Origin of the sequence: Ferrimonas marina (assembly GCF_900129905.1) — a bacterium.
Lineage (GTDB): Bacteria > Pseudomonadota > Gammaproteobacteria > Enterobacterales > Shewanellaceae > Ferrimonas > Ferrimonas marina.
This window is the reverse complement of sequence record NZ_FQXG01000005.1, coordinates 398735-421346: the sequence shown is the minus strand read 5'-3', so window position 1 is coordinate 421346 and position 22612 is coordinate 398735. Positions and strand designations below refer to the sequence as shown.

At 61.0% G+C, this 22612-nt stretch carries 13 protein-coding genes and 1 pseudogene; 9 read left to right on the top strand and 5 right to left on the bottom strand.

Going from position 1 to position 22612, the window contains the following annotated elements; all coding sequences use genetic code 11:
- Nucleotides 1–39: 39 nt before the first annotated feature.
- From pilB to BUC04_RS14250, 4 genes and pseudogenes are all read right to left on the bottom strand, one after another.
- A pseudogene (gene pilB / locus BUC04_RS14265) lies at nucleotides 40–1590 on the bottom strand (type IV-A pilus assembly ATPase PilB); the annotation flags it as partial.
- A gap of 60 nt (nucleotides 1591–1650) precedes the next feature.
- Complete coding sequence (locus tag BUC04_RS14260) at nucleotides 1651–2115, bottom strand: pilin (protein WP_073325961.1); 465 nt, start codon at nucleotides 2113–2115, stop codon at nucleotides 1651–1653.
- A 480-nt stretch (nucleotides 2116–2595) separates the two neighbouring features.
- A complete protein-coding gene (nadC, locus tag BUC04_RS14255; RefSeq protein WP_067661627.1) occupies nucleotides 2596–3447 on the bottom strand; it encodes a carboxylating nicotinate-nucleotide diphosphorylase in 852 nt (283 codons plus the stop codon).
- Nucleotides 3447–3923, bottom strand: coding sequence for a retropepsin-like aspartic protease family protein (locus BUC04_RS14250; RefSeq protein ID WP_234977423.1), 477 nt, complete (start codon nucleotides 3921–3923; stop codon nucleotides 3447–3449). Before BUC04_RS14250 ends, nadC begins: the two co-directional genes overlap by 1 nt.
- A gap of 101 nt (nucleotides 3924–4024) precedes the next feature.
- On the opposite strand from BUC04_RS14250, the gene ampD reads away from it, so the two are divergent.
- The 7 genes from ampD (at nucleotide 4025) to BUC04_RS14215 (ending at nucleotide 17255) form a co-directional block, all read left to right on the top strand.
- Entirely contained in the window at nucleotides 4025–4627 is a 603-nt protein-coding gene (gene ampD / locus BUC04_RS14245) for a 1,6-anhydro-N-acetylmuramyl-L-alanine amidase AmpD (RefSeq protein ID WP_082766718.1), read from the top strand.
- A gap of 1 nt (nucleotide 4628) precedes the next feature.
- Nucleotides 4629–5480 carry a beta-lactamase regulator AmpE gene (gene ampE / locus BUC04_RS14240; protein ID WP_067661631.1) on the top strand — a complete coding sequence of 284 codons (852 nt, stop codon included), beginning with the start codon at nucleotides 4629–4631 and terminating at the stop codon, nucleotides 5478–5480.
- Between the two features lie 216 nt (nucleotides 5481–5696).
- The gene (pdhR, locus tag BUC04_RS14235) at nucleotides 5697–6455 is read left to right on the top strand and encodes a pyruvate dehydrogenase complex transcriptional repressor PdhR (protein WP_067661633.1); all 759 of its coding nucleotides are present in this window, start codon (nucleotides 5697–5699) and stop codon (nucleotides 6453–6455) included.
- A gap of 60 nt (nucleotides 6456–6515) precedes the next feature.
- Nucleotides 6516–9182 (top strand): pyruvate dehydrogenase (acetyl-transferring), homodimeric type, encoded by a 2667-nt coding sequence (aceE, locus tag BUC04_RS14230; RefSeq protein WP_067661635.1) that lies wholly within the window; start codon nucleotides 6516–6518, stop codon nucleotides 9180–9182.
- A 14-nt stretch (nucleotides 9183–9196) separates the two neighbouring features.
- Nucleotides 9197–11086 (top strand): pyruvate dehydrogenase complex dihydrolipoyllysine-residue acetyltransferase, encoded by a 1890-nt coding sequence (aceF, locus tag BUC04_RS14225; RefSeq protein ID WP_067661637.1) that lies wholly within the window; start codon nucleotides 9197–9199, stop codon nucleotides 11084–11086.
- Nucleotides 11087–11246: 160 nt separating this feature from the next.
- Nucleotides 11247–12677 carry a dihydrolipoyl dehydrogenase gene (gene lpdA, locus BUC04_RS14220; RefSeq protein WP_067661639.1) on the top strand — a complete coding sequence of 477 codons (1431 nt, stop codon included), beginning with the start codon at nucleotides 11247–11249 and terminating at the stop codon, nucleotides 12675–12677.
- A gap of 147 nt (nucleotides 12678–12824) precedes the next feature.
- Nucleotides 12825–17255: an EAL domain-containing protein gene (locus tag BUC04_RS14215; RefSeq protein ID WP_159437698.1), complete on the top strand. Its 4431-nt coding sequence runs from the start codon at nucleotides 12825–12827 to the stop codon at nucleotides 17253–17255.
- Between the two features lie 4 nt (nucleotides 17256–17259).
- Here the strand turns inward: BUC04_RS14215 and hxpB are convergent, their stop codons facing one another.
- On the bottom strand, nucleotides 17260–17931 hold the full coding sequence (gene hxpB / locus BUC04_RS14210) for a hexitol phosphatase HxpB (protein ID WP_268762535.1): 672 nt from the start codon (nucleotides 17929–17931) through the stop codon (nucleotides 17260–17262).
- Between the two features lie 157 nt (nucleotides 17932–18088).
- Here hxpB and BUC04_RS14205 point away from each other — a divergent pair, with 157 nt between their 5' ends.
- Together BUC04_RS14205 and acnB are read left to right on the top strand one after the other, a co-directional pair.
- On the top strand, nucleotides 18089–19096 hold the full coding sequence (locus tag BUC04_RS14205) for a DUF4382 domain-containing protein (protein ID WP_067661645.1): 1008 nt from the start codon (nucleotides 18089–18091) through the stop codon (nucleotides 19094–19096).
- 366 nt (nucleotides 19097–19462) lie between these two features.
- Nucleotides 19463–22057, top strand: coding sequence for a bifunctional aconitate hydratase 2/2-methylisocitrate dehydratase (acnB, locus tag BUC04_RS14200; protein ID WP_067661647.1), 2595 nt, complete (start codon nucleotides 19463–19465; stop codon nucleotides 22055–22057).
- Nucleotides 22058–22612: the final 555 nt, after the last annotated feature.

Genomic DNA, 22612 nt, shown 5'->3' with positions numbered 1-22612 from the left:
GCAGCGAGCGGCGAGCACCAGGCTCTTGGTATCAAGTACCTAGTGTTTGGTAACCCGGTTAACCTCCGCCAGGGAGGTGACCCCTAGCATCACCTTCTCGAGGCCGGATTCGCGCAGGGTTTGCATGCCATCCGCCTTGGCCTGGGCGGCCAGGTCGAGGGCGCTGCCCCCGGCCATAATTTGAGTTGCCATCTCTGGCGTCATTTGGAGTAGCTCGTAGATTCCTACTCGTCCCTTGTAGCCGCCGTTGCAGTTGTCGCAGCCCTTAGGTCTGTAGATAGGGAAGGGCTCAGCCAGCATTTCGGAAGTAAAGCCCTCCTCCTCCAATGCGTGTCGGGGTACCTGCTCCAACTCCTTGCATTGGGGACAGAGCTTACGGGCCAGGCGTTGAGCGATGATGAGGCTGACTGAGCTGGCGATGTTGTAGGCGGGTACACCCATGTTGAGTAGTCGAGTCAGGGTTTCCGGTGAGGAGTTGGTGTGCAGGGTACTGAGCACCATATGGCCGGTTTGTGCTGCCTTGACCGCGATCTCAGCAGTCTCTAGATCACGGATCTCCCCCACCATCACGATGTCCGGGTCTTGTCGTAGGAAGGAGCGCAGCGCCTCGGCAAAGGAGAGGCCCGCCTTGGGGTGGATCTGCACCTGGTTAATGCCCGGTAGGTTGATCTCCACCGGGTCTTCCGCCGTGGAGATGTTTCGCTCCTCGGTGTTGAGGATGGAAAGGCCGGTATAGAGGCTGACGGTTTTGCCGGAGCCGGTAGGGCCGGTGACCAGGATCATGCCCTGGGGTTTGTGTAGGGTATCGAGGTAGAGCTGTTTTTGACGGTCGTTGTAGCCCAAAACGTCGATATTGAGGCTGGCGGCGGAGGAGTCGAGGATCCGCATCACCACCTTCTCACCAAACAGGGTAGGCAGCACCGATACACGAAAATCGACGGATTTTTTGTTGCCCAGCCGTAGCTTAATGCGGCCATCCTGGGGCAAGCGGCGCTCAGCAATATTGAGCTTGGCCATTACCTTGATGCGGGCGGCCAGGCGGGGGCCCAAACCCACCGGGGCGGTTTTTATACTTTGCAGGATACCGTCGATGCGGAAGCGTACCCGATAGGTGGTTTCATAGGGCTCGAAGTGCAGATCCGAGGCGCCGCGGCGAATAGCCTCGGTCATCAGCTTATTGATAAAGACAACCACGGGTGCATCGTCCGCACCGTTTACCACTGCATCGTCGGTGGGACGCTCACTTTCGCTGGTCTCTACGCCGGCCAGGCGCTGTTCATCCTCTTCAGTGATGTCTAACTGCTCTATCTCGTCACCCAGCAGTTTCTCAATAACACGATCTAGCTCGGATTGGTCAACGAGAATTGGGTCTACATGAAGTCCAGAGTTAAACTGGAACTCTTCGAGAGCAGTAAGGTCATTGGGATCTGAAATCGCGAGGACTAATCGGTTGCTTCTGATTGATAATGGCAGGCAATGGTGTCGCTCGATGAGGTCTCTACTTTTTTTATTGTCCTCAAAGTACTCTGGAAGTAGCCAGCCGACATCAAAGCTTGGATGACCAAATATGTCATGGTTTAACTGCATTAATACATTGCCTTGTCATTAAAGGCGAAACGGCGGGTCTAAATGACCCGCCGTTCCTTAATGTCACGGACAGTAATCAGTAACGGTGTTGGCGCCGTTTTTACAGGCCCCGACCCAAGTTATCGCACCGGTAGTGGCATTTACCGTACCAGTCAAGACATAGGTGTGCCCTGACGCCAAGGAACCAATGCCATCTGCAGGAGCGGTTGAAGTAACCGTCACAGCAGTAGTGCTAGAAAAGTTAACCGCAAGCCCAATTGTGTCATTGCCGGTGGTACCAGCAGTGACTGTATTGGGAACGCCATTTGAATTTGCTACACAGTTGGTGTTCCCGGTGCCAGGAAACGACTGCGAACATACTTCTACAGCGGTCTTTGCGCCGCTTGTTGCGGCAACCAAATGAGTAAAGTTGGATTTCTTGGTGTAGTTAGAATATGCAGGAAGTGCAACCGCGGCCAAGATACCGACGATTGCAACCACAATCATCAGCTCGATCAGGGTAAAGCCCTTTTGTTGAGTCCGTTTCATCATCATCTCCGTCCAGAATGGATATCCGTGTCTCAAGTTGGTTGAAGCGTCCGACCAAACCGTGCTGAAGCTTGCCTGGTGACGTCACGCTGCCTCTCAAATTTGCATGGATGCAACACACTTGAGAGGTACAAAAACGAGTGTATTCAACTGTTTTTTATAACGCAATGGTAACAACTAGGCAGGTGAGAACCGGGAAAGTTGCGATCAGATCCTGGCTTTTAGTAATTCAGTCTCCGGATCGTTCTTAGTTTGGAGGCTCTGGCTGGGCAAGTGTTCCAATTTATTCCCGATCCTTAGAAAATAATAAACGAACAAAAAATCCCCCATCAGGGGGATTGACTATTTGCATTTTGTTATTTCATTCGGTGTCGGATGCATTTTTTGGCTAGGGTGGTCGTACTTTTGGGTGATTTAAGGATTACTTCCCTACTAGCACCTAGCACCTAGCACCTAGCACCTAGCACCTAGCACCTGCGCTTAGCCTTTGAAGCGCATCGAGAGGTCCATGGCGCGTACATGCTTGGTTAGGGCGCCTACGGATACGTAGTCCACCCCGGTTTTGGCGAAATCGCCGATGGTATCCAGGGTCACATCACCGGATACCTCCAGCTTGGCCTTGTGGCCGCCTTCGTTACGCAGCTTCACCGCATCCAGCATCATGGTGATGTCGAAGTTGTCCAACATCACGATGTCGCTGCCTGCTTCCAGCGCCAGGGCCAGCTCCACCAGGTTCTCCACCTCCACTTCTACCGGTGCATCCGGGCGCAATTGGCGGGCAGACTCAATGGCTTGAACGATGCCGCCGCAGGCGGCGATGTGGTTTTCCTTGATCAGGAAGGCGTCGTACAGGCCGATGCGGTGGTTATGGCCGCCGCCGCAGGTGACGGCGTACTTCTGGGCGGTGCGTAGACCCGGCAAGGTCTTGCGAGTATCCAGCAGGCGGCACTGGGTACCTTCCAGGCGGGCAACATAGTGCTGCACCGTGGTGGCCACGCCGGACAGGGTCTGGATAAAGTTGAGCACGGTGCGCTCGCCGGTGAGCAGCGCGCGGGCCGGGCCGTCCAGTTCGCACAGCAGCTGACCCGGCACCACCAGGTCGCCGTCGTCCACGTGCCAGTGCAACGCCACCTCGCCTCCGAGCTGGTTGAAGGTCTGCTCAGCCCAGGCCTTGCCGCAAAACACGCCTTCCTCGCGGGTGATGATGGTGGCCTCGGCGGCCCGGTCGGCGGGGATCAGCTGAGCGGTGATGTCGCCTTCGGTGGGCCCCAGGCCCCCCAGGTCTTCTTGCAGGGCGGCGCTCACCGCCAATCGGATGTCGTTCTCGAGCATCAGTACTTCCGTAATGTCAAAGTGTCCCCACGCTGGATAAGCTCCAGATCTTTAAGGGCATTCATTCCCAATAAGATGGTGTTGTCGTCCAGACCGGGATTAATATTGGCGGAGAGATCATACAGGGTTAGCACGCCGATGGAGAGGGTCTCGATGCGGGTCTGGAACACATCGATGCTGCCGTTGGCGGTGTTAACGGGAAAACGGCGACCGGGCTGAAGCCCCAATCGGCTGGCGACGTGCTCGGGGATGGAGATCTCGGTGGCGCCGGTATCCACCAGCATCACCACGTCGTGGCCGTTAATTTGGGCGCTGGTGACATAGTGACCCTGGCGGTTGCGCAGCAGCTGCACCTCACTGACGCTGCCCACCATCTGGCTCTGCACCCGCTGGTTGGGGTTGTGTCGGGTAGCCAGCTTCTGGTCGAAGTAGAGGTAGAGCAGGCAGGCGAGGGCAATCCAGGCCAACACAAACATCACTTTGCCTAATCGCTGCGTCTGCGGAGATGTCGGACTCATGGCATCACTGTTATGGTGAGGGATTAGCTTCATTATTTGCGAGGGTTGAAGGAATTACCATGATTACTGGCCACGGCTTGCCGGAGAAACCCGGGGCCGATCCCACCAATAGCTATGCGCTCGACCCCCAGGGCCGCTACCTGTTAGCCGCCCATCACTGCTTCTCGCCGCACCAGGGGCCGCGCCCGGAGGGAGAGCAAGTCAGCCTGCTGGTGGTCCACAACATCACCCTGCCAGCCGGTCTGTTTGGCGCGCCCTTTATCCATCAGCTGTTTCTGGGTTGCGTGCAGCCGCAGCTTCCCGGGCTGGAGGAGGTGGTGGGGCTGGAGGTCTCAGCCCATCTGCTGATCCGACGGGACGGTTCGATGGTGCAATATGTGCCCTTTGACCGCCGCGCCTGGCATGCCGGGGTCAGTGAGTTTGAGGGCCGCAGTGGGTGTAACGATTTCTCTATCGGTATCGAGTTGGAAGGGGGCGATCACATCCCCTATGAAAATGCGCAGTATCAGGCCCTTGCCGGGGTGACTAAATCCCTGATGGAACAGTATCCTATGCTGACTCGCTCCCGCATTGCGGGGCACAGTGATATCGCCCCGGGTCGCAAGACCGATCCGGGCCCGGCGTTTGACTGGGACGACTTCTACCGATTATTGGACGATTGATATGGCCCTGTTTTCTCTGCTGTTGGTGCTGTTGCTGGAACGCGCCAAGGTGCTTAGCCCCAAGCTGCAATTCGAAACCCTGTTTGAGCGCTACCGTCAGGCCAGCTTTGACGATGACAAGCTGGATCAGCTGCCGCAGATGCTGCTGACCCTGTTGCTGCCTGCGGTACTGCTGCACCTGCTGGCGGGTTTCCTCGAGGGGCGCCTGTTTGGCTTGCTCCATCTGCTGCTGTGGATCGGCACCGGCCTGGTGCTGTTTGCCCACCAGCCGCTGCGTGACCGCTTCCGCGAGTACCTTAATGCCGCCTGCCGCGGCGATACCCAAAGCTGTTATCACCATGCCCAGCAACTGGATGAGACCGGTGACGAGGCCGGCGCCTCGGAAAGTGAGATGGGTGAGCACATGGGCCAGCTGGCGGCCTGGATCAACTACCGCTATTACGCCGCGGTGGCACTCTACTTTGTCGCCCTGGGGCCGGCGGCGGCGCTGTTCTACAGCACCGTGCGGGCCTACCACGATCACTTTTGTCAGCAGGAGCTGAAGCGGCCGCTGGTGCCCACCCTGATGCACCTGCTGGACTGGTTGCCGGCGCGGATCGTGGCGCTGGGTTTTGCCCTGTCCGGTCACTTCAGCCGAGCGATGGGTCAGCTGTTGCCGCGACTGTTGGATCCCTTTGCGCCAGCCCGTACCCTGATCACCGAGGTGGCGCTGGCGGCGGAAGACCTGCCGGAGCACTCCGACGATCCCGTCAGTGTGCAGTCCACCTTCGCCCTGCTGCAGCTGGCCAAGCGTAACCTGATCCTGTTGCTGGTGGTGGTCTCCCTGCTCACCATCTTTGGTGTGCTGCAGTAAAGCTGCAGCCCCAACTTACTCTCCCTATTGCATTGGTCTGACCATCTAGTCATTTGCCTGCCATAATCATGCAATGTTGACCATCACACCCTAAAGCGGTTTTGTGATGGGGCTCAAAAGTATTGATTTGGTTGTGTGAGGTCTGCTACATTTCGTCGCAGGTTTCAATGGTCATACCAATTTCACGTTTCATTAACCTTTGGAATAAAACGCTTTATGGCCTACCGCAGAATTAATCAGCCGAAGCTGTCCGACGTCATCGTCAAAGAATTGGAAAAGATGGTGCTGGAAGGCAGCTTGAAGCCGGGCCAGAAACTGCCGCCGGAGCGGGAGTTGGCCGTTCAGTTTGAGGTATCGCGCCCCTCTTTGCGGGAGGCGATCCAGAAGCTGGAGGCAAAAGGGGTGCTGACCCGCCGCCAGGGAGGCGGTACCTACGTTAAGCAACAGCTGTGGAACAGCCTGTCTGACCCGCTGGTGGAACTGCTCGCCAACAACCCAGAGTCGCAATACGACCTGTTGGAGTTCCGTCATGCCACCGAGGGGATGATGGCTTACTACGCCGCGCTGCGGGGCACCGATGCCGATCACGCATCGATGCGACGCAAGGTACAGATCATCAAGGAGGTGCAGGGCAACCACGAAGAGGAGTCCAAGGCCATCGTCGATTTCTACGGCTCGGTGGCGGAGGCATCTCACAACGTGGCCATGCTGCACCTGGTGTTGAGTCTGGCGCCGTTGCTGCGTCGGAACATCGCGGAAAACCTGGAACTGTTGTACCGCCGGGAGGGGTCTTCCGAGGTGGCAAATACCCACCGGGAAGCGCTGGTGGAGGCCATTCTCAAGCGCGAGCCGGAGAAGGCACGCCAAGCCTCCAACGACCACCTGGCCTACATCGAAGAAGTCACGCTGGAGGTGCGTCGCGAAGACAGCCGCCAGCAACGCAGTTTGCGAAGAATGCGGAACGACCTCATATAGGGGCGCTCCACTCACAATTAGTCGCTATCGAGGCGGCGTGGAAACCTAAGGGCATAGCTCATGTCAGACACCATTCATCACGATGTCGATAAACAAGAAACCCAGGAATGGCTAGAGGCACTCAGTGCCGTGATGCAGGAAGATGGGGTAGAACGGGCCCAATTCCTGCTGGAACAGATGATCCACAAAGCCCGCCTCGACGGCGTTGATCTTCCTACCGGGATTAACACCAACTACATCAACACCATCGCCCCTGCCGATGAGCCCGCTTACCCGGGTGACATGAGCATCGAGCGCCGCATCCGTAGCATCATCCGCTGGAACGCCATCATGATCGTGCTGCGCGCCTCCAAGAAGAACCTGGACCTGGGCGGCCACATGGCATCCTACCAGTCTGCTGCGGCCTTCTACGAAGTCGGCTTCAACCACCTGTTCCGTGCCCCCAATGAGAAAGACGGCGGCGATCTGGTCTACTACCAGGGCCACATCTCCCCCGGCATCTACGCACGTGCCTTTATCGAAGGCCGCCTGAGCGAAGAGCAGCTGGACAACTTCCGCCAGGAGGTGGATGGCGAGGGGATCTCCTCCTACCCCCACCCCAAGCTGATGCCGAACTTCTGGCAGTTCCCCACCGTGTCCATGGGCCTGGGCCCGATCAGCGCCATCTACCAGGCTCGTTTCCTCAAGTACCTGGATGGCCGTGGCCTGAAGGACACCAAGGAGCAGCGCGTCTACGCCTACCTGGGTGACGGTGAGATGGATGAGCCGGAATCCCGTGGTGCCATCTCCTTCGCTGCCCGTGAAGGCCTGGATAACCTCTGCTTCCTGATCAACTGTAACCTGCAGCGCCTGGACGGCCCGGTAATGGGTAACGGCAAGATCATCCAGGAGCTGGAAGGCCTGTTTAAAGGTGCCGGCTGGAACGTGGTCAAGGTGATCTGGGGCAACGGCTGGGACAAGCTGCTGGCCAAGGACACCACCGGTAAGCTGCTGCAGCTGATGAACGAAACCGTGGACGGCGACTACCAGACCTACAAGGCCAAGAACGGCGCCTACGTGCGTGAGCACTTCTTCGGTCGCTACCCGGAAACCGCTGCCCTGGTGGCGGACATGACCGACGAGGAGATCTTCGCCCTGCAGCGCGGTGGCCACTCCTCCTCCAAGCTCTACGCCGCCTACATGAACGCCAAGACCACCAAGGGCAAGCCCACCGTGATCCTGGCCAAGACCGTGAAAGGCTACGGCATGGGCGAAGCCGCCGAGGGCAAGAACATCGCCCACCAGGTCAAGAAGATGGACATGACCCACGTAGTCCACCTGCGTGACCGTCTGGGCCTGCAGGACCTGGTGACCGACGAGCAGGTGGCCGAGCTGCCCTACCTCAAGCTGGAACAGGGCTCGCCGGAGCACCGTTACCTGCACGGCCGCCGCGAGGCCCTGCACGGCTACACCCCGCAGCGTCTGCCCAACTTTACCCAGCCGCTGGAGCTGCCCAAACTGGACAGCTTCCAGGGCCTGCTGGACGCCCAGAAGCGCGACATCTCCACCACCATGGGCTTTGTCCGTGCCTTGAACCTGCTGCTCAAGGACAAGGGCATCGGCAAGAATATCGTGCCGATCATCGCCGATGAGGCGCGTACCTTTGGTATGGAAGGGCTGTTCCGCCAGATCGGCATCTACAACCCCAAGGGTCAGCACTACACCCCGCAGGATCGTGACGTCGTCTCCTACTACAAGGAGTCCACCTCCGGTCAGGTATTGCAGGAAGGGATCAACGAGCTGGGGGCGATGAGCTCCTGGGTGGCCGCGGCGACCAGCTACAGCACCAACGATCTGCCGATGATCCCCTTCTACATCTACTACTCCATGTTCGGCTTCCAGCGTGTGGGCGACATGGCCTGGATGGCGGGCGACCAACAGGCCCGTGGCTTCCTGCTCGGTGCCACTGCCGGTCGTACCACCCTCAATGGTGAAGGTCTGCAGCACGAAGATGGTCACAGCCTGGTGCTGGCCAACACCGTGCCGAACTGCATCAGCTACGATCCCACCTTTGCCTACGAGGTGGCGGTGATCATGCAAGACGGTATCCAGCGCATGTACGGGCCGGAGCAGGAGAACGTGTTCTACTACCTGACCCTGATGAACGAGAACTACGCCCAGCCGGCCATGCCGGAAGGCGCCGAGGAGGGGATCCGCAAGGGGATCTACAAGCTGGAGTCCTACCAGGGTGATAAAGCCCAGGTCCAGCTGCTGTCCTCCGGCACCATCATGATGCAGGTGCGCGAAGCGGCCCAGATCCTGTCCGAAGAGTACGGCATCGGCTCTGACGTGTTCTCCGTGACCTCCTTCAACGAGCTGACCCGCGACGGTCAGGACGTGGAGCGCTGGAACATGCTGCACCCCACCGAGGCGGCGCGTACCCCTTACATCACCGAGGTGCTGGGCGACGCCCCCACCATCGCCGCCACCGATTACATGAAGAACTACGCCGAGCAGGTGCGGGCCTTCATCCCGGCGGACAGCTACAAGGTGCTGGGCACCGACGGCTTTGGCCGCTCCGACAGCCGTGCCAACCTGCGTCGCCACTTCGAGGTGAATGCCCACTACGTGGTGGTCGCCGCCCTGAACGAACTGGCCAACCGTGGCGAGCTGGACAAGAGTGTGGTGGCCGACGCCATCGCCAAGTACGGCATCGACGCTGACAAAGTTAACCCGCTTTACGCTTAAGGGATTGCCTGACCATGTCTATTGAAATCAACGTACCCGATATTGGTGCTGACGAAGTTGAAGTGACCGAGATCCTGGTGGCCGTGGGCGACCGGATCGAAGAGGAACAATCCCTGATCACCGTGGAGGGCGATAAGGCCTCCATGGAGGTGCCGGCCAGCCAGGCCGGTGTGGTCAAGGCGATCAAGGTAGCGGTGGGCGACAAGGTCGTGACTGGCTCCCTGATCATGGAGTTTGAAGCCGAAGGCGCAGCCGAGCCTGCCGCAGCAGCGGCACCGGCTCCGGCCGCCGCGGCCCCGGCAGCAGCCTCCGAGGTGAAATCCGTTGCGGTGCCGGACATCGGTGGCGACGAGGTGGAGGTGACCGAGATCCTGGTGGCGGTGGGTGACCAGATCGAGGAGGAGCAATCCCTGATCACCGTGGAGGGCGACAAGGCCTCCATGGAGGTCCCGGCCCCCTTCGCCGGCACGGTGAAATCCATCACCATCTCGGTGGGCGATAAGGTCAACACAGGCAGCCTGATCATGGAGTTCGAAGTGGGCGGCGCGGCCCCAGTCGAGGCCGCTCCGGCTGCCGCTGCTGCACCGGCGGCCCCGGCCAGCACCAGCGTACAAAGCGTTGCGGTGCCGGATATTGGTGGTGACGAGGTGGAAGTGACCGAGGTGCTGGTGGCCGTGGGCGACAGCATCGAGGAGGAGCAATCCCTGATCACCGTGGAGGGCGACAAGGCCTCCATGGAGGTGCCAGCGCCGTTCGCCGGCACGGTGAAGGCCATCACCATTGCCGTGGGTGACAAGGTCTCCACCGGCAGCCTGATCATGGAGTTCGAGGTGGCTGGTGCAGCCCCTGCACCGGCTCCGGTGGCCCCCGCTCCGGCGGATGAGCCCAAGGGCAAGATGCCGCACCCGGCCCCGGTGGCCTCCGATCAGGTGGCACATACTGAACCGGGCACCGGCTTTATCGAAAACAGTGCCTACGCCTACGCCACCCCGGTGATCCGCCGCATGGCGCGTGAGCTGGGTGTTGACCTGTCCCGGGTGACCGGTACCGGTCGCAAGCGCCGGATCCTCAAAGAGGACGTGGAAGCTTACGTTAAGGCGGCCCTGGCTCAGGTGCAGTCCGGCAAGGTGGCTTCAGCCCCGGCGGGCAATGGTGGTGGCCTGGATCTGATCCCCTGGCCCAAGGTGGACTTCGCCAAGTTTGGCGAGGTGGAAGAGAAGCCGCTGTCAAAGATCAAGAAGATCTCCGGCGCCAACCTGGCCCGCAACTGGGCGATGATCCCCCACGTCACCCAGTTTGACGAGGCGGACATCACCGAGCTGGAGGCGTTCCGCAAGGAGCAAAACGCCGTGGTGGCCAAGCAGGAGCTGGGCTTCAAGATCACCCCGCTGGTGTTCATCCTCAAGGCGGTGGCTAAGACCCTGGCGGACTTGCCCCAGTTCAACAGCTCCCTGTCCGAAGACGGCCAGAGCGTCATCCTCAAGAAGTACATCAATGTCGGTGTGGCGGTGGATACCCCCAACGGCCTGGTGGTACCCGTGGTGCGCGACGTCAATAAGAAGGGGATCTACGAGCTGTCCCAGGAGCTGATGGCGATCTCCAAGAAGGCCCGCGGTGGCAAGCTGACCGCCGGTGATATGCAGGGCGGCTGCTTCACCATCTCCAGCCTGGGTGGCATCGGCGGTACTGCCTTTACCCCCATCGTTAATGCGCCGGAAGTGGCCATCCTCGGGGTCTCCAAATCGGAGATGAAGCCGGTATGGAACGGTAAGGAGTTCGTGCCGCGTCTGACCCTGCCGCTGTCGCTGTCCTACGACCACCGGGTGATCGACGGTGCCGACGGTGCCCGCTTCAGCTCAACCCTGGCGGGTTACCTCAGCGATATCCGCAAGTTGACCCTGTAATACCCCGCTGCAACCGGCCCTCGCGGCCGGTTGTCAGCTTGGATGAACAGGGTGTGTGTCACGTGAAGGGGGTTCTTTGTGATCCGCCTTCTGTTCCGACTCCGGGGGCAGTACAATGCCGTTGCCCCCAAAAGGACTACAGAATAATCAGAGGAATATCATGAGCAACGAGATCAAGACCCAGGTTGTTGTACTCGGCGCCGGCCCTGCAGGTTACTCCGCCGCTTTCCGTGCCGCGGACTTGGGCCTCGAGACCGTCATCATTGAACGCTACAGCACCCTGGGCGGTGTGTGTCTCAATGTCGGTTGTATCCCCTCCAAGGCCCTGCTGCACATGGCCAAGGTGATCGAAGAGGCGCAGATGGTCTCTTCCCACGGCATCAGCTTCGGCAAGCCGGAAATCGATCTGGACAAGATCCGCAGCTACAAAGAGGGCGTGATTGGTCAGCTGACCGGCGGCCTCGGGGGCATGGCCAAGATGCGTAAGGTCAAGGTGGTCAACGGCAAGGGCCAGTTCACCGGCGCCAACAGCATCGACGTCACCGGTGATGACGGCAAGGTCACCACCGTGAAGTTCGACAACGCCATCATCGCCGCGGGCTCCCGCCCGATCGAGCTGCCCTTTATTCCTCATGAAGATCCGCGGATCTGGGACTCCACCGATGCGCTGGAGCTGCGCAACGTGCCGGAGCGCCTGCTGATCATGGGTGGCGGCATCATCGGTCTGGAGATGGGCACCGTTTACCACTCCCTGGGCAGCCAGGTGGAAGTGGTGGAGATGCTCGACCAGGTCATCCCGGCCGCCGATAAGGACGTGGTGAAGCCCTTCACCCGCCGTACCGGCAAGAAGTTCAAGTACATGCTGGAAACCAAGGTGACCGCGGTCGAAGCCAAGGACGATGGCATCTACGTCTCCATGGAAGGCAAGAAGGCCCCGTCTGAGCCGCAGCGTTACGACGCGGTGCTGGTGGCCATCGGTCGTGCGCCGAACGGCAAGCTGCTGGCGGCGGAAAACGCCGGTGTGAACGTGGATGAGCGTGGCTTTATCAACGTTGACAAGCAGATGCGCACCAACGTGCCGCACATCTACGCCATCGGCGACATCGTTGGTCAGCCGATGCTGGCGCACAAAGGTGTGCATGAAGGCCACGTGGCGGCGGAAGTGATTGCCGGTAAGAAGCACTACTTCGATCCCAAGGTGATCCCCTCCATCGCCTACACCGATCCGGAAGTGGCCTGGGTTGGCCTGACCGAGAAGGAAGCCAAGGCGCAGGGCATCAACTACGAAACCGCCACCTTCCCCTGGGCAGCCAGTGGCCGTGCCATCGCCTCCGATTGCAGCGACGGCATGACCAAGCTGATCTTCGACAAGGACAGCAACCGCGTGATCGGTGGCGCCATTGTTGGCACCAACGGCGGCGAGCTGCTGGGCGAGATTGGCCTGGCCATCGAGATGGGCTGTGATGCCGAAGATTTGGCACTGACCATCCACGCCCACCCGACCCTGCACGAGTCCGTGGGTCTGGCGGCCGAGGTATACGAGGGCAGCATCACCGATCTGCCCAACCCCAAGGCCAAGAAGAAGAAGTGATCTTCTGGCGTTGAAAGGCGGCCCTCGGGCCGCTTTTTTTGTCGCTGTGACCCAGCCCGGGTTGTCTGCGCGATACGGCCATTGGGAGGTGAAAATCCTACTCAAATGCCGTACCTTACCCTGAGCAATAAACCAACAAGGATCGTGGTGGCTCGCATCATTCTTTGGCTGTCGCTGTGTTTGGCGACAGCAGCCCAGGCAGACGTCTTTCGCCATTTCGGGGTAGATCAAGGCTTATCCAATGGAACCGTTCTCGACGTGGTCGAGGATGGCGACGGCCTGTTGTGGGTCGGCACCGAGGATGGCCTGTTTCGTATCAGTGACCGGGTGATCCGCCGGGTCGACCGCCTGGGCAAGGACCTGCTCACCGAAGACCCGGTGTTCTATGCCATCCAACCACTGAGTGATCAGCGCCTGCTGCTCTCTACCATGCAGGGTCTGGTGGTGCTGGACATCGCCGAGCACCGCTTCGATTACCTGCACCACTCACTGCCGCAACTTCCCTCCGCGCTCTATACTCGCAGCTTCTTCCGCAATAAGCGGGGCCAGGTATGGTTCGTCACCGGCGAAGGGGTGTTGTTTGAGCTCAACGACAGCCTGACCGAGCTGCGCCAACTGGCGCAACTGCCCGCCGATGAGCGCTGGCGTGATGTCTGGCAGCAAAGCGATGGCACCCTTTGGGTGTTGGGACGCAACCAGCTGTGGCAGCTCAGCGCCGACGGGGTGGTACTGGAGCAGGATCATTGGCCCGCCAGCCGCGGCGAGTTGCGCTCGCTGCTGGAGATCAGTCCCAACGAGGCCTTGCTGGCCAGCAGTCATGGCCTGTACCGACTGGATCTGAACCGCAAACGGGTGTCCCCTGAGCCGATCCTGACCGGCCGGTTGTGGGACCTGGCCCAGGAGCCGGATGGCGATCTCTGGCTGTTGGGCAAAGGGGGCTTGTGGTACTGGCCGGTAACGGAATCGGAGCCACACCAGGTGACCACGCCCTGGAGTAACGACTTCCGTACCGAGATGAGCTATCGCATGACCCTGGATTCGCGTCAGCAGCTGTGGCTGATGAGTGACTTCCAGGGGTTGCTTGGTGTGCGCGCCAACTCCGGCCTGGTCACCGAGCTGTACGATCAGCAGCGCTACCCGCAGATGACCAGCGCCACGGTATGGCACATCTTTGCCGATGGCAGCCAGCGCTACCTGGCCAGCCCCGGCGGGGTGCAGTGGTTTGATCGCGCCAGCGGCGAATACCAGATGATTGAGCTGCCGGGCCTGGGACCGGTGGGCGACGCCTTCGCGCTGCAGCCATTGGATGACGATATCCTGATGGTCGCCACCTCCAGCGGCCTGTACCAGATCGACCGCCATAGCCGTCAGGCTGCGCGCTTTGACCCGGAGGAGGACATCGCCTTGCGCCAGCGCCAGGTCCTCAACCTGCTGCCGGACGGGGACGATTTCTGGATCCTGACCGATCTCTACCTGCTGCACTGGTCGCCCGAACGCAACCTGATTGAGCCGTTCGAGGTGGATGGCGAGCCGCTGATTGGCGTGCGCAACCTGGTTCGGGATGACAACAACCGCCTCTGGCTGGCTGGCGACAATGTCTGGGGCTTTAGCGACGCCGACGGAAGCTACACCTCGCTGCTGGCGCTGCTGCCGGAGGGGCAACGCTCCCACTTCGTTAGCACCATCCAGCCGCTGCCCCATAACCGGGTCTGGTTCGGCTCCTTTGGCCGCGGTCTGTGGCAATACGATGGCCGTTGGCAGGAGCTGACCCCCATTGGCGACACCTGGGGGATCCAGTGCGACAACCCCAACTTCACCCAGATGATCGACAACCGGGTATTCCTGGCCTGCAACAAGTACCTCTACCGCATCGATCCGGCCCGGGACGAGGTGATCGGCCTGGACCAGTACGATGGCCTGGAGATGACCGGCTACAACGAGGGCGCCTACTTCTACAGCCCTGAGCAGGGCCTGATGATGGGCAGTGTGCGCGGCATGGTGGTGGTGGACCCAGATTACTTTGCCTCCCAGGAGCAGGGCGAGCGACCGCTGATCGAATCGCTGCAGATCCAGTACCAGGATGGCCAGCGTCAGCTGTTGCTGCGGCCCGAGGTACGCCCCACGGTGATCGAGCCGCACTATCACCAGATCCGCATCCAGTTTGCCAACAACCGGCTGCTGGATCGCAGCAGCAAGATGTTCCGCTATCGCCTCAACCACAATGGCGAGCAGGGCGAGCTGCATGAGCAGAGCCAGCACGGCCAGCTGATCTTCGGCCAGCTGCCCTATGGCGATTACGAGCTGGAGCTGTTTGGCATTCGCCAGGGTGGTTGGTACGCCATGCCCAGCCGGCTGCAGTTCACCATCGCCCCCTACTGGTGGCAGCGCCATGAGATACGCCTGGGCGCCGCCGCGGCCCTGCCGTTGTTCCTGCTGGTGCTGTTGTGGGTGCGTTCCCGCCGATTGCAGCGCAGCCGACGGGATCTGTACCAACTGGTGGGCAACCAGAAAAAGCTGCAGCTGGCACTGAGCGCCGGCGGCTCCGACACCTGGGAGTGGGACGCCAGCAGCAACCGGATTCGACTGCAGGATCGCCGCCGTCTGTTCAGTGCCAAGGGCGAGCCCATCGAGATGGATATCCTCACCCTGCGGCTGCATCCGGATGATCGCTTGCGGGTGCACCAGACCTGGCAGGCCCACGTGCTGGGCCAGACCGAGCGCTACGAGATCAAGTATCGCCAGGCGGACCACCAGGGACACTGGCGCTGGCTGTGGGTGACCGGCCAGGCCCAGCAGCGTGACCCCCGCAGCCAGCGGGCCCTGTCTATGACCGGGATCTACACCGACATCACCGAGTCCCGGCGGATGGAGGAGGAGCACTCGCTCTATGCCCTGGCATTTGATCACGCCGCCGAGGGGGCACTGATCCTCGACCGCCACTGCAATATCCACGTCTGCAACAGCGCCGCCGCCGCTATCCTGGGTACGGAGAAATCCCTGCTCAGTGGTGCCAACTTCAGCCATTACTGGCTGCGGGAGCAGGACACGCCGCTATCGCGCTTGCTGCAGCAGGGCGAGTCCTGGCGCGGTGAGGTCACCCTGCTGCCCCAGCACGGCGCGCCGCTGCCGGTCAGCCTGACCCTAAATACCATGGGCGAGGAGGGCGAGCAGCGCTGGATCCTGCTGTTCTCCGACATCTCCGAGCGCAAGCGCACCGAGCTGGCGATGGCCCGCATGGCCAACTACGACGCCCTGACCGGCCTGCTCAACCGCAGCCACTTCAACCTGCAGCTGGAGCAGGTGCTGGAGCAGAACGAACTGCTGGGGGCGGAAGCGGGCCTGATGTTCCTGGATCTCGACCGCTTCAAGCACATCAACGACACCTATGGCCACTCCACCGGCGATGCCCTGCTGGTGGAGGCGGCCCGCCGCCTGCAGGAGGAGCTCAGTGGCTCCGAACTGCTGTGCCGCTTCGGTGGCGATGAGTTCATGGTGCTGGTGCCCCAGGTAGAGCAGCGGGCTCAGCTGGAAGCCTTGGCCAACGCCTTCCTGACCACCATTGCCGAGCCATTCGAGGTGGAGGGACAGGTGTTCTATCTCTCCACCAGTGTGGGGATCGCCTGCTGGCCGCAGGATGCCCAGCAGGCAGAGAACCTGATCAAGAACGCCGATCTGGCGATGTACCAGGCCAAGGACGCCGGTCGCGGTCAGCTGTGTTTCTACTCCAGCCAGCGCAATGCCCAGGCCACCTATCAGCTGGCGCTGGACAAGGTGCTACGCCAGGCGCTGGAGGGGGACCGCCTCAGGCTGCACTATCAGCCCCAATGGGACCTGCTACTGGAGCGTCCGGTTGGGGTGGAAGCGCTGCTGCGCTGTTACGATCCTCAGGCCGGCGACATGGACCCGGCCCAGTTTGTCGAGCTGGCGGAGGCCAACGGCTTTGTCACCAAGCTGGATCGCTGGGCACTGAAACGGGCCTGTGAGGAGTTCTCCCGCTGGGGCATGGACGACCGACTGGTGTTGTCGGTGAACGTCTCCCCCACCCACTTCCGCGAGTCCGACTTCGTTGAGTACGTCACCCAGGTACTGGAGCGCTGCGGCCTGCATCCTTCGCGACTGTGCCTGGAGATCACCGAGCGGGTGCTGATGCGCCAGGTACCGCTGGCCAAGCGCCATCTGCAGGCACTGAGAAGATTGGGGGTCAAGGTGGCGATCGACGACTTTGGCACCGGCTACTCCAGCCTGGCCTACCTCAGTCAGTTCGCGGTGGACCAGCTTAAGATCGACCGCTCCTTTGTCCATGACCTGCCGGACAACCGAACCCAGACCGCCATTGCTCAGTCGATCCTAGACCTGGGTCGCAACCTGGAACTGACGGTGCTGGCGGAAGGGGTGGAAACCCCAGACCAGGTCAGTTTCCTCAAGGGGCAGGGCTGTCACCTGGTGCAGGGCTTCCACTTTGCCCGGCCGATGGGTAGCGAGGCGTGCTGTAACTGGCTGCGGGAGCGGCTGAGTCCGCCATTGCTGGAGCCGGCCGTCACCCAGCTATCCCACAATACCGAAGAAGCCGCCCAGTAGCGCGTTACTGGGCGTCCACCGCCTGCTGCCACTGCTGCAGCCAGGGGGCGGTCAGTTGCTTCAGGCTGTCCATCCGGTGGTCGGCAATAACAAAGCGCGGGTCATCGCGATGGTGATCGTCCGGGATCGCCAGCACCTGCATCCGCGCCGCTTTGGCGGCCAGGATGCCGTTGAAGGAGTCCTCGATCGCCAGGCAGCGCTCCGGCGCAACATCGATAGCCGCCGCCGCATTGAGGTACACCTCGGGGTGGGGCTTGCCATAGGCCAGGTGCTCCGCCGACAGGCAGGCCTGGAAATGGGGCTGCAGTTGCAGCCGCTCCAGGGTGGCATCGATGATGGGGCCCGGCGAAGAGGTGGCCAGGGCCACTGGCAAGCCGGAAGCCTGCACCACCGCCATCGCCTCGGCCACCCCGGGTAGCGCACGGCCCTGCAGTCGGATCTGCCGCGCGACCTCCTGCACCAGCTCATCCGCCACCGCCTCAATGGAAGCCCCCTGCCAGGGAAAGCGCTGATGCCAGTAGTGGACCAGCTGGTCGATACGCAAGCCCTGGGTTTTTAAGGTATCTTCGAAGGTGAGGGGCACGCCGTACTTGGGCAGGATCGCCAGCTCCGCTTGCTGCCACAGGGGCTCGGAATCCACCAAAACCCCGTCCATATCAAAAATAATCGCTTTCAATTTGCCGCCTTCTGTGTCAAAAACTGCGCCCGCTGAATCAGCTTCAGCTTCAGCGTCAGGCGGACGCCCTAGCAATACAGCATCCGCTCAAGAATTACGGCCTACCGAGCACGAGTCTGGCCCATCAAAACACTGACAACCTTTCTGGAAATCAACGATGAATCTGGCAAAAACGGCTCTGAGTTCGGCCCTGGTACTGGCGCTCGCAGGCTGCGGCGGCAGCGACGACGATAATACCGCAAAAACCGGCCAATTCAGCCTGGGCGTCTCCGACAGCCCGGCGCTGGCCACCAATGTGACCATCGCCTTCGATCGCGTTGTGCTCAAGGGCAGCAGCGAAAGCTACACCTTCGATGTCACCGAAGAGGGCGAGCTCAAGCAGGTCAACCTGCTGGATTATCAGGGCCAGGAGGTGGAAACCCTGGTCTCTGGCCAAGAGGTGCCAGTGGGTGAATACCAGATGTGCATCTACATGAAGAACGACACCACCGGTGCGGATGACACCTCCTTTGTGATCGCCGAGGAAGCGATGAAGGGGTTGATCTCCAACTCCCAGGGCAGCTGCGGCAACGCTGACAGCGAAGATCAGGCGGTAAAGGAGGAGGGGCGCATCTTCCTCAACAAGAAGTTCCCCATCGCCGTGGGTGACAACCGCTTCGTGGCCGAGTTCAACCTGGCCAAGCTGCAGCCGCCCAAGGGCAACAAGGATTACTGGGTACTGAAGCCCACCGACGTGGTGCGCATCGAGAACGTGTCCGATGTGGGCACCATCAGTGGCAGCGTTGACTCTCGGATCACCGCTGACTGCCTGGTGGAAGCCGGTGATGACGCCGACAACCGCAGCGCGGTGTACCTCTATCGCGCCGGCGCTACCCTGGATGGGTCAGAGAATGCGGCCAAGATGGCGGACTTCCGTGACGCCCCATACACCACTTTGGAAACCGCGCCGATCGCCAGCGCCCGGGTGGACGAGGAAGGCAAATTCGAGTTTGGTTTCGTGGTAGCCAGCGACTACGCCCTGGGCTACACCTGCGTGGCGCAAAAGGACGATCCGGTGGCGGATGATATGAACGGTGAAGAGGCCAGCTTCTTCCTGTTTGATGCTATCGATAATGTCGTAGTGGAAGAGAACAGCACCACCGAGGTGGCCTTCGGCAGCAACTGAGCCCAAGGCTGACGATCATTCAAAATGGACGCTTCGGCGTCCATTTTTTCGTTAGGGCCTAAAAGGTAAGCTTTGTTCACAGTGAGCCGGGCCGTAATTTGATTTAAAACTGTGCGCAAGATCGCTATACTGCCGACACCCCCGAAGGATGTGGTCTGTGTCACAAGACACCGGGACTGCTTTCCAGGGAATTAGATGGGTGTGTATCACTGCAGGGGCGACATCCTCCCGCACCGGCGCAACGCCGGGGGCAGGGCGGCCGTGCGGCTCTCCCTCTTCTTTTCTGTTAGGCATCATCGGTAGCCACATTGCATCACAGGAAGTGCAGCTTGTTGTGAGCCTGCCAGGAAGAGAAGGAAGTGAGTTGTGTTAGAAGCCTATCGTGAACACGTCGCAGAGCGTGCCGCCCAGGGCATCGTGCCCAAGCCCCTAGACGCCCAGCAAACCAGTGGGCTGGTCGAACTGCTGAAGAATCCCCCCGCCGGCGAAGAAGAGACTCTGATCGATCTGCTGGAGAATCGCATCCCGCCGGGCGTGGATGAGGCGGCCTACGTCAAGGCCAGCTTCCTGGCAGCCATCACCACCGGCGAAGCCAGCAGCCCGCTGATCAGCGCCGAGCGTGCCACCGAGCTGCTGGGCACCATGCAGGGCGGCTACAACATCGAGCCGCTGATCAAGCTGCTGAGCCACGAGCCGCTGGCCCCGCTGGCCGCCAAGGCACTGTCCCATACCCTGCTGATGTTTGATGCCTTCCACGACGTGGTGGAGCTGGCGCAAGGTGGCAACAGCTACGCTCAGCAGGTACTGCAATCCTGGGCTGACGCCGAGTGGTTTACCAGCAAGCCGGCGCTGGCCGAGTCCATCACCCTGACCGTGTTCAAGGTGCCCGGTGAGACCAACACCGATGACCTGTCTCCGGCCCCGGACGCCTGGTCCCGCCCGGACATCCCGCTGCACGCCCTGGCGATGCTGAAATCCCCCCGTGATGGCATTACCCCGGATGAGCCCGGCACCGTCGGCCCCATCTCCACCATCGAGCAGCTGACCGCCAAGGGCCACCCGCTGGTCTACGTGGGCGATGTCGTGGGCACCGGTTCCTCCCGTAAGTCCGCCACCAACTCCGTGCTCTGGTTCATGGGCGACGACCTGCCCGGCGTGCCCAACAAGCGCGGCGGTGGTTTCTGCTTTGGCGGCAAGATCGCCCCGATCTTCTTCAACACCATGGAAGACGCCGGCGCCCTGCCCATCGAGATGCCGGTGGACCAGATGGCCATGGGTGACGTGATCACCGTATTCCCCTACGAGGGTGTGGTGCGTAACGAAGCCGGTGAGGTGATCTCCGAGTTCGAACTGAAGACCGACGTGCTGCTGGACGAAGTCCGCGCCGGCGGCCGTATCCCGCTGATCATCGGCCGTGGCCTGACCGACAAGGCCCGCGAGGCGCTGAAGCTGGCCCCCTCCGAGGTGTTCCGCCGTCCCCAGGACGTGGCCGACACCGGCAAGGGCTACACCCTGGCCCAGAAGATGGTGGGCAAGGCCTGTGGCGTCGAGGGCGTACGCCCCGGCCAGTACTGCGAGCCGAAGATGACCACCGTGGGCTCCCAGGACACCACCGGCCCGATGACCCGGGACGAGCTGAAGGACCTGGCCTGCCTGGGCTTCTCCGCCGACTTGACCATGCAGTCATTCTGCCACACCTCCGCCTATCCCAAGCCGGTAGATGTGAACACCCACGCCACCCTGCCGGACTTCATCATGAACCGCGGCGGTGTCTCCCTGCGTCCCGGTGACGGCGTGATCCACTCCTGGCTGAACCGCATGCTGCTGCCGGACACCGTCGGTACCGGTGGCGACTCCCACACCCGCTTCCCGCTGGGGATCTCCTTCCCCGCCGGTTCCGGTCTGGTGGCCTTTGCCGCCGCCACCGGTGTGATGCCGCTGGACATGCCGGAATCCGTGCTGGTGCGCTTCAAGGGCGAGATGCAGCCGGGTATCACCCTGCGTGACCTGGTCCACGCCATCCCCTACTACGCCATCCAGCAGGGCCTGCTGACCGTGGAGAAGAAGGGCAAGAAGAACATCTTCTCCGGTCGTGTCCTGGAGATCGAGGGCCTTGAGGACCTCACCGTTGAGCAGGCGTTCGAGCTGTCTGATGCCTCCGCTGAGCGCTCCGCTGCGGGCTGTACCATCAAGCTGTCCGAGGACTCCATTGCCGAGTACCTGCAGTCCAACATCGTGATGCTGAAGTGGATGATCTCCGGTGGCTACGGCGACCGTCGCACCATCGAGCGCCGCATCCAGGCGATGGAGGCCTGGCTGGCCAATCCGGAGCTGATGCAAGCGGATGCCGACGCCGAATACACCGAGGTGATCGAGATTGACCTGGCCCAGATCAAGGAGCCGATCCTCTGTGCGCCGAACGATCCGGACGACGCTCGCCTGCTGTCCGAGGTTCAGGGCAGTGACATCGATGAGGTGTTCATCGGTTCCTGCATGACCAACATCGGTCACTTCCGTGCTGCCGGTAAGCTGCTGGACAAGCACAAGGGTGCGCTGCCGACCCGCCTGTGGGTGGCACCGCCGACCAAGATGGACCAGCAGCAGCTGATCGACGAAGGCTACTACGGCATCTACGGCCGCGTCGGTGCCCGCACCGAGCAGCCAGGCTGCTCCTTGTGCATGGGTAACCAGGCTCGGGTTGCTGATGGGGCGTCGGTGGTTTCCACCTCCACCCGTAACTTCCCCAACCGTCTGGGTACCGGTGCCAACGTCTACCTGGCTTCGGCGGAGCTGGCGGCGGTGGCCTCCATCCTGGGCAAGCTGCCCAGCGTGGAGGAGTACCTGGATTACGCCAAGACCATCGATGCCCAGGCGGCGGACACTTACCGCTACCTGAACTTCCACCTGATGGAGCAGTACACCCAGCCCGCCGGCGAGGTGATCCTGCAGCAGCCGGCCTAATCGTCGCTGATGGCAAGGGGCCTCGGCCCGCTTGCTTGATACAACAACGCCAGCTCAATTGAGCTGGCGTTCTTTTTTGTCTTTTGTCCTGTTTGGGGTTGCTGCTCACCCGTGAGCTTGAACGTACTTTCTTGTCGCTTTGGCGACGACAACCAAAGGGGCTACGCGCCCCCTTGGAACCCCCGTTGCCTCCGGTCGGCGCTCAAACTCGTTCTCGCCAAGCACAGCTTAGGTCTCGGCCAGAGTCGACTTTGTTGCTGCGCAGTCCCTGCTTCGCATCAAAGCCCGGCTTCGGCATCCCTGCCTACGCGTTCAAACCTGCAGTTTTCACCCATGCCTCCGCTGGCCTTTCGGGCCATCCTGGCCCTCTCCCTAGCCTTGCTGGGCTTCACTCGGGCGCCTCCAAGTCGGCGAAGTGCTGGCGGGGCGCAATCATTTGTTATCAATCAGAGCCCTCGTGAAGCTCAATTCTTTATTAGGAAATACGCTTTCTTTGGGTTCACGATGCCTACCTAGCACCTAGCACCTAGCACCTAGCACCTAGCACCTAGCACC

Coding starts and splice junctions, on each gene's coding strand:
- BUC04_RS14260 (WP_073325961.1), bottom strand. CDS start 2,115: ATGAAACGGACTCAACAAAAGGGCTTTACCCTGATCGAGCTGATGATT.
- pdhR (WP_067661633.1), top strand. CDS start 5,697: ATGGCCTACCGCAGAATTAATCAGCCGAAGCTGTCCGACGTCATCGTC.
- lpdA (WP_067661639.1), top strand. CDS start 11,247: ATGAGCAACGAGATCAAGACCCAGGTTGTTGTACTCGGCGCCGGCCCT.
- ampD (WP_082766718.1), top strand. CDS start 4,025: ATGATTACTGGCCACGGCTTGCCGGAGAAACCCGGGGCCGATCCCACC.
- nadC (WP_067661627.1), bottom strand. CDS start 3,447: ATGCTCGAGAACGACATCCGATTGGCGGTGAGCGCCGCCCTGCAAGAA.
- ampE (WP_067661631.1), top strand. CDS start 4,629: ATGGCCCTGTTTTCTCTGCTGTTGGTGCTGTTGCTGGAACGCGCCAAG.
- aceE (WP_067661635.1), top strand. CDS start 6,516: ATGTCAGACACCATTCATCACGATGTCGATAAACAAGAAACCCAGGAA.
- aceF (WP_067661637.1), top strand. CDS start 9,197: ATGTCTATTGAAATCAACGTACCCGATATTGGTGCTGACGAAGTTGAA.
- BUC04_RS14250 (WP_234977423.1), bottom strand. CDS start 3,923: ATGTTTGTGTTGGCCTGGATTGCCCTCGCCTGCCTGCTCTACCTCTAC.
- BUC04_RS14205 (WP_067661645.1), top strand. CDS start 18,089: ATGAATCTGGCAAAAACGGCTCTGAGTTCGGCCCTGGTACTGGCGCTC.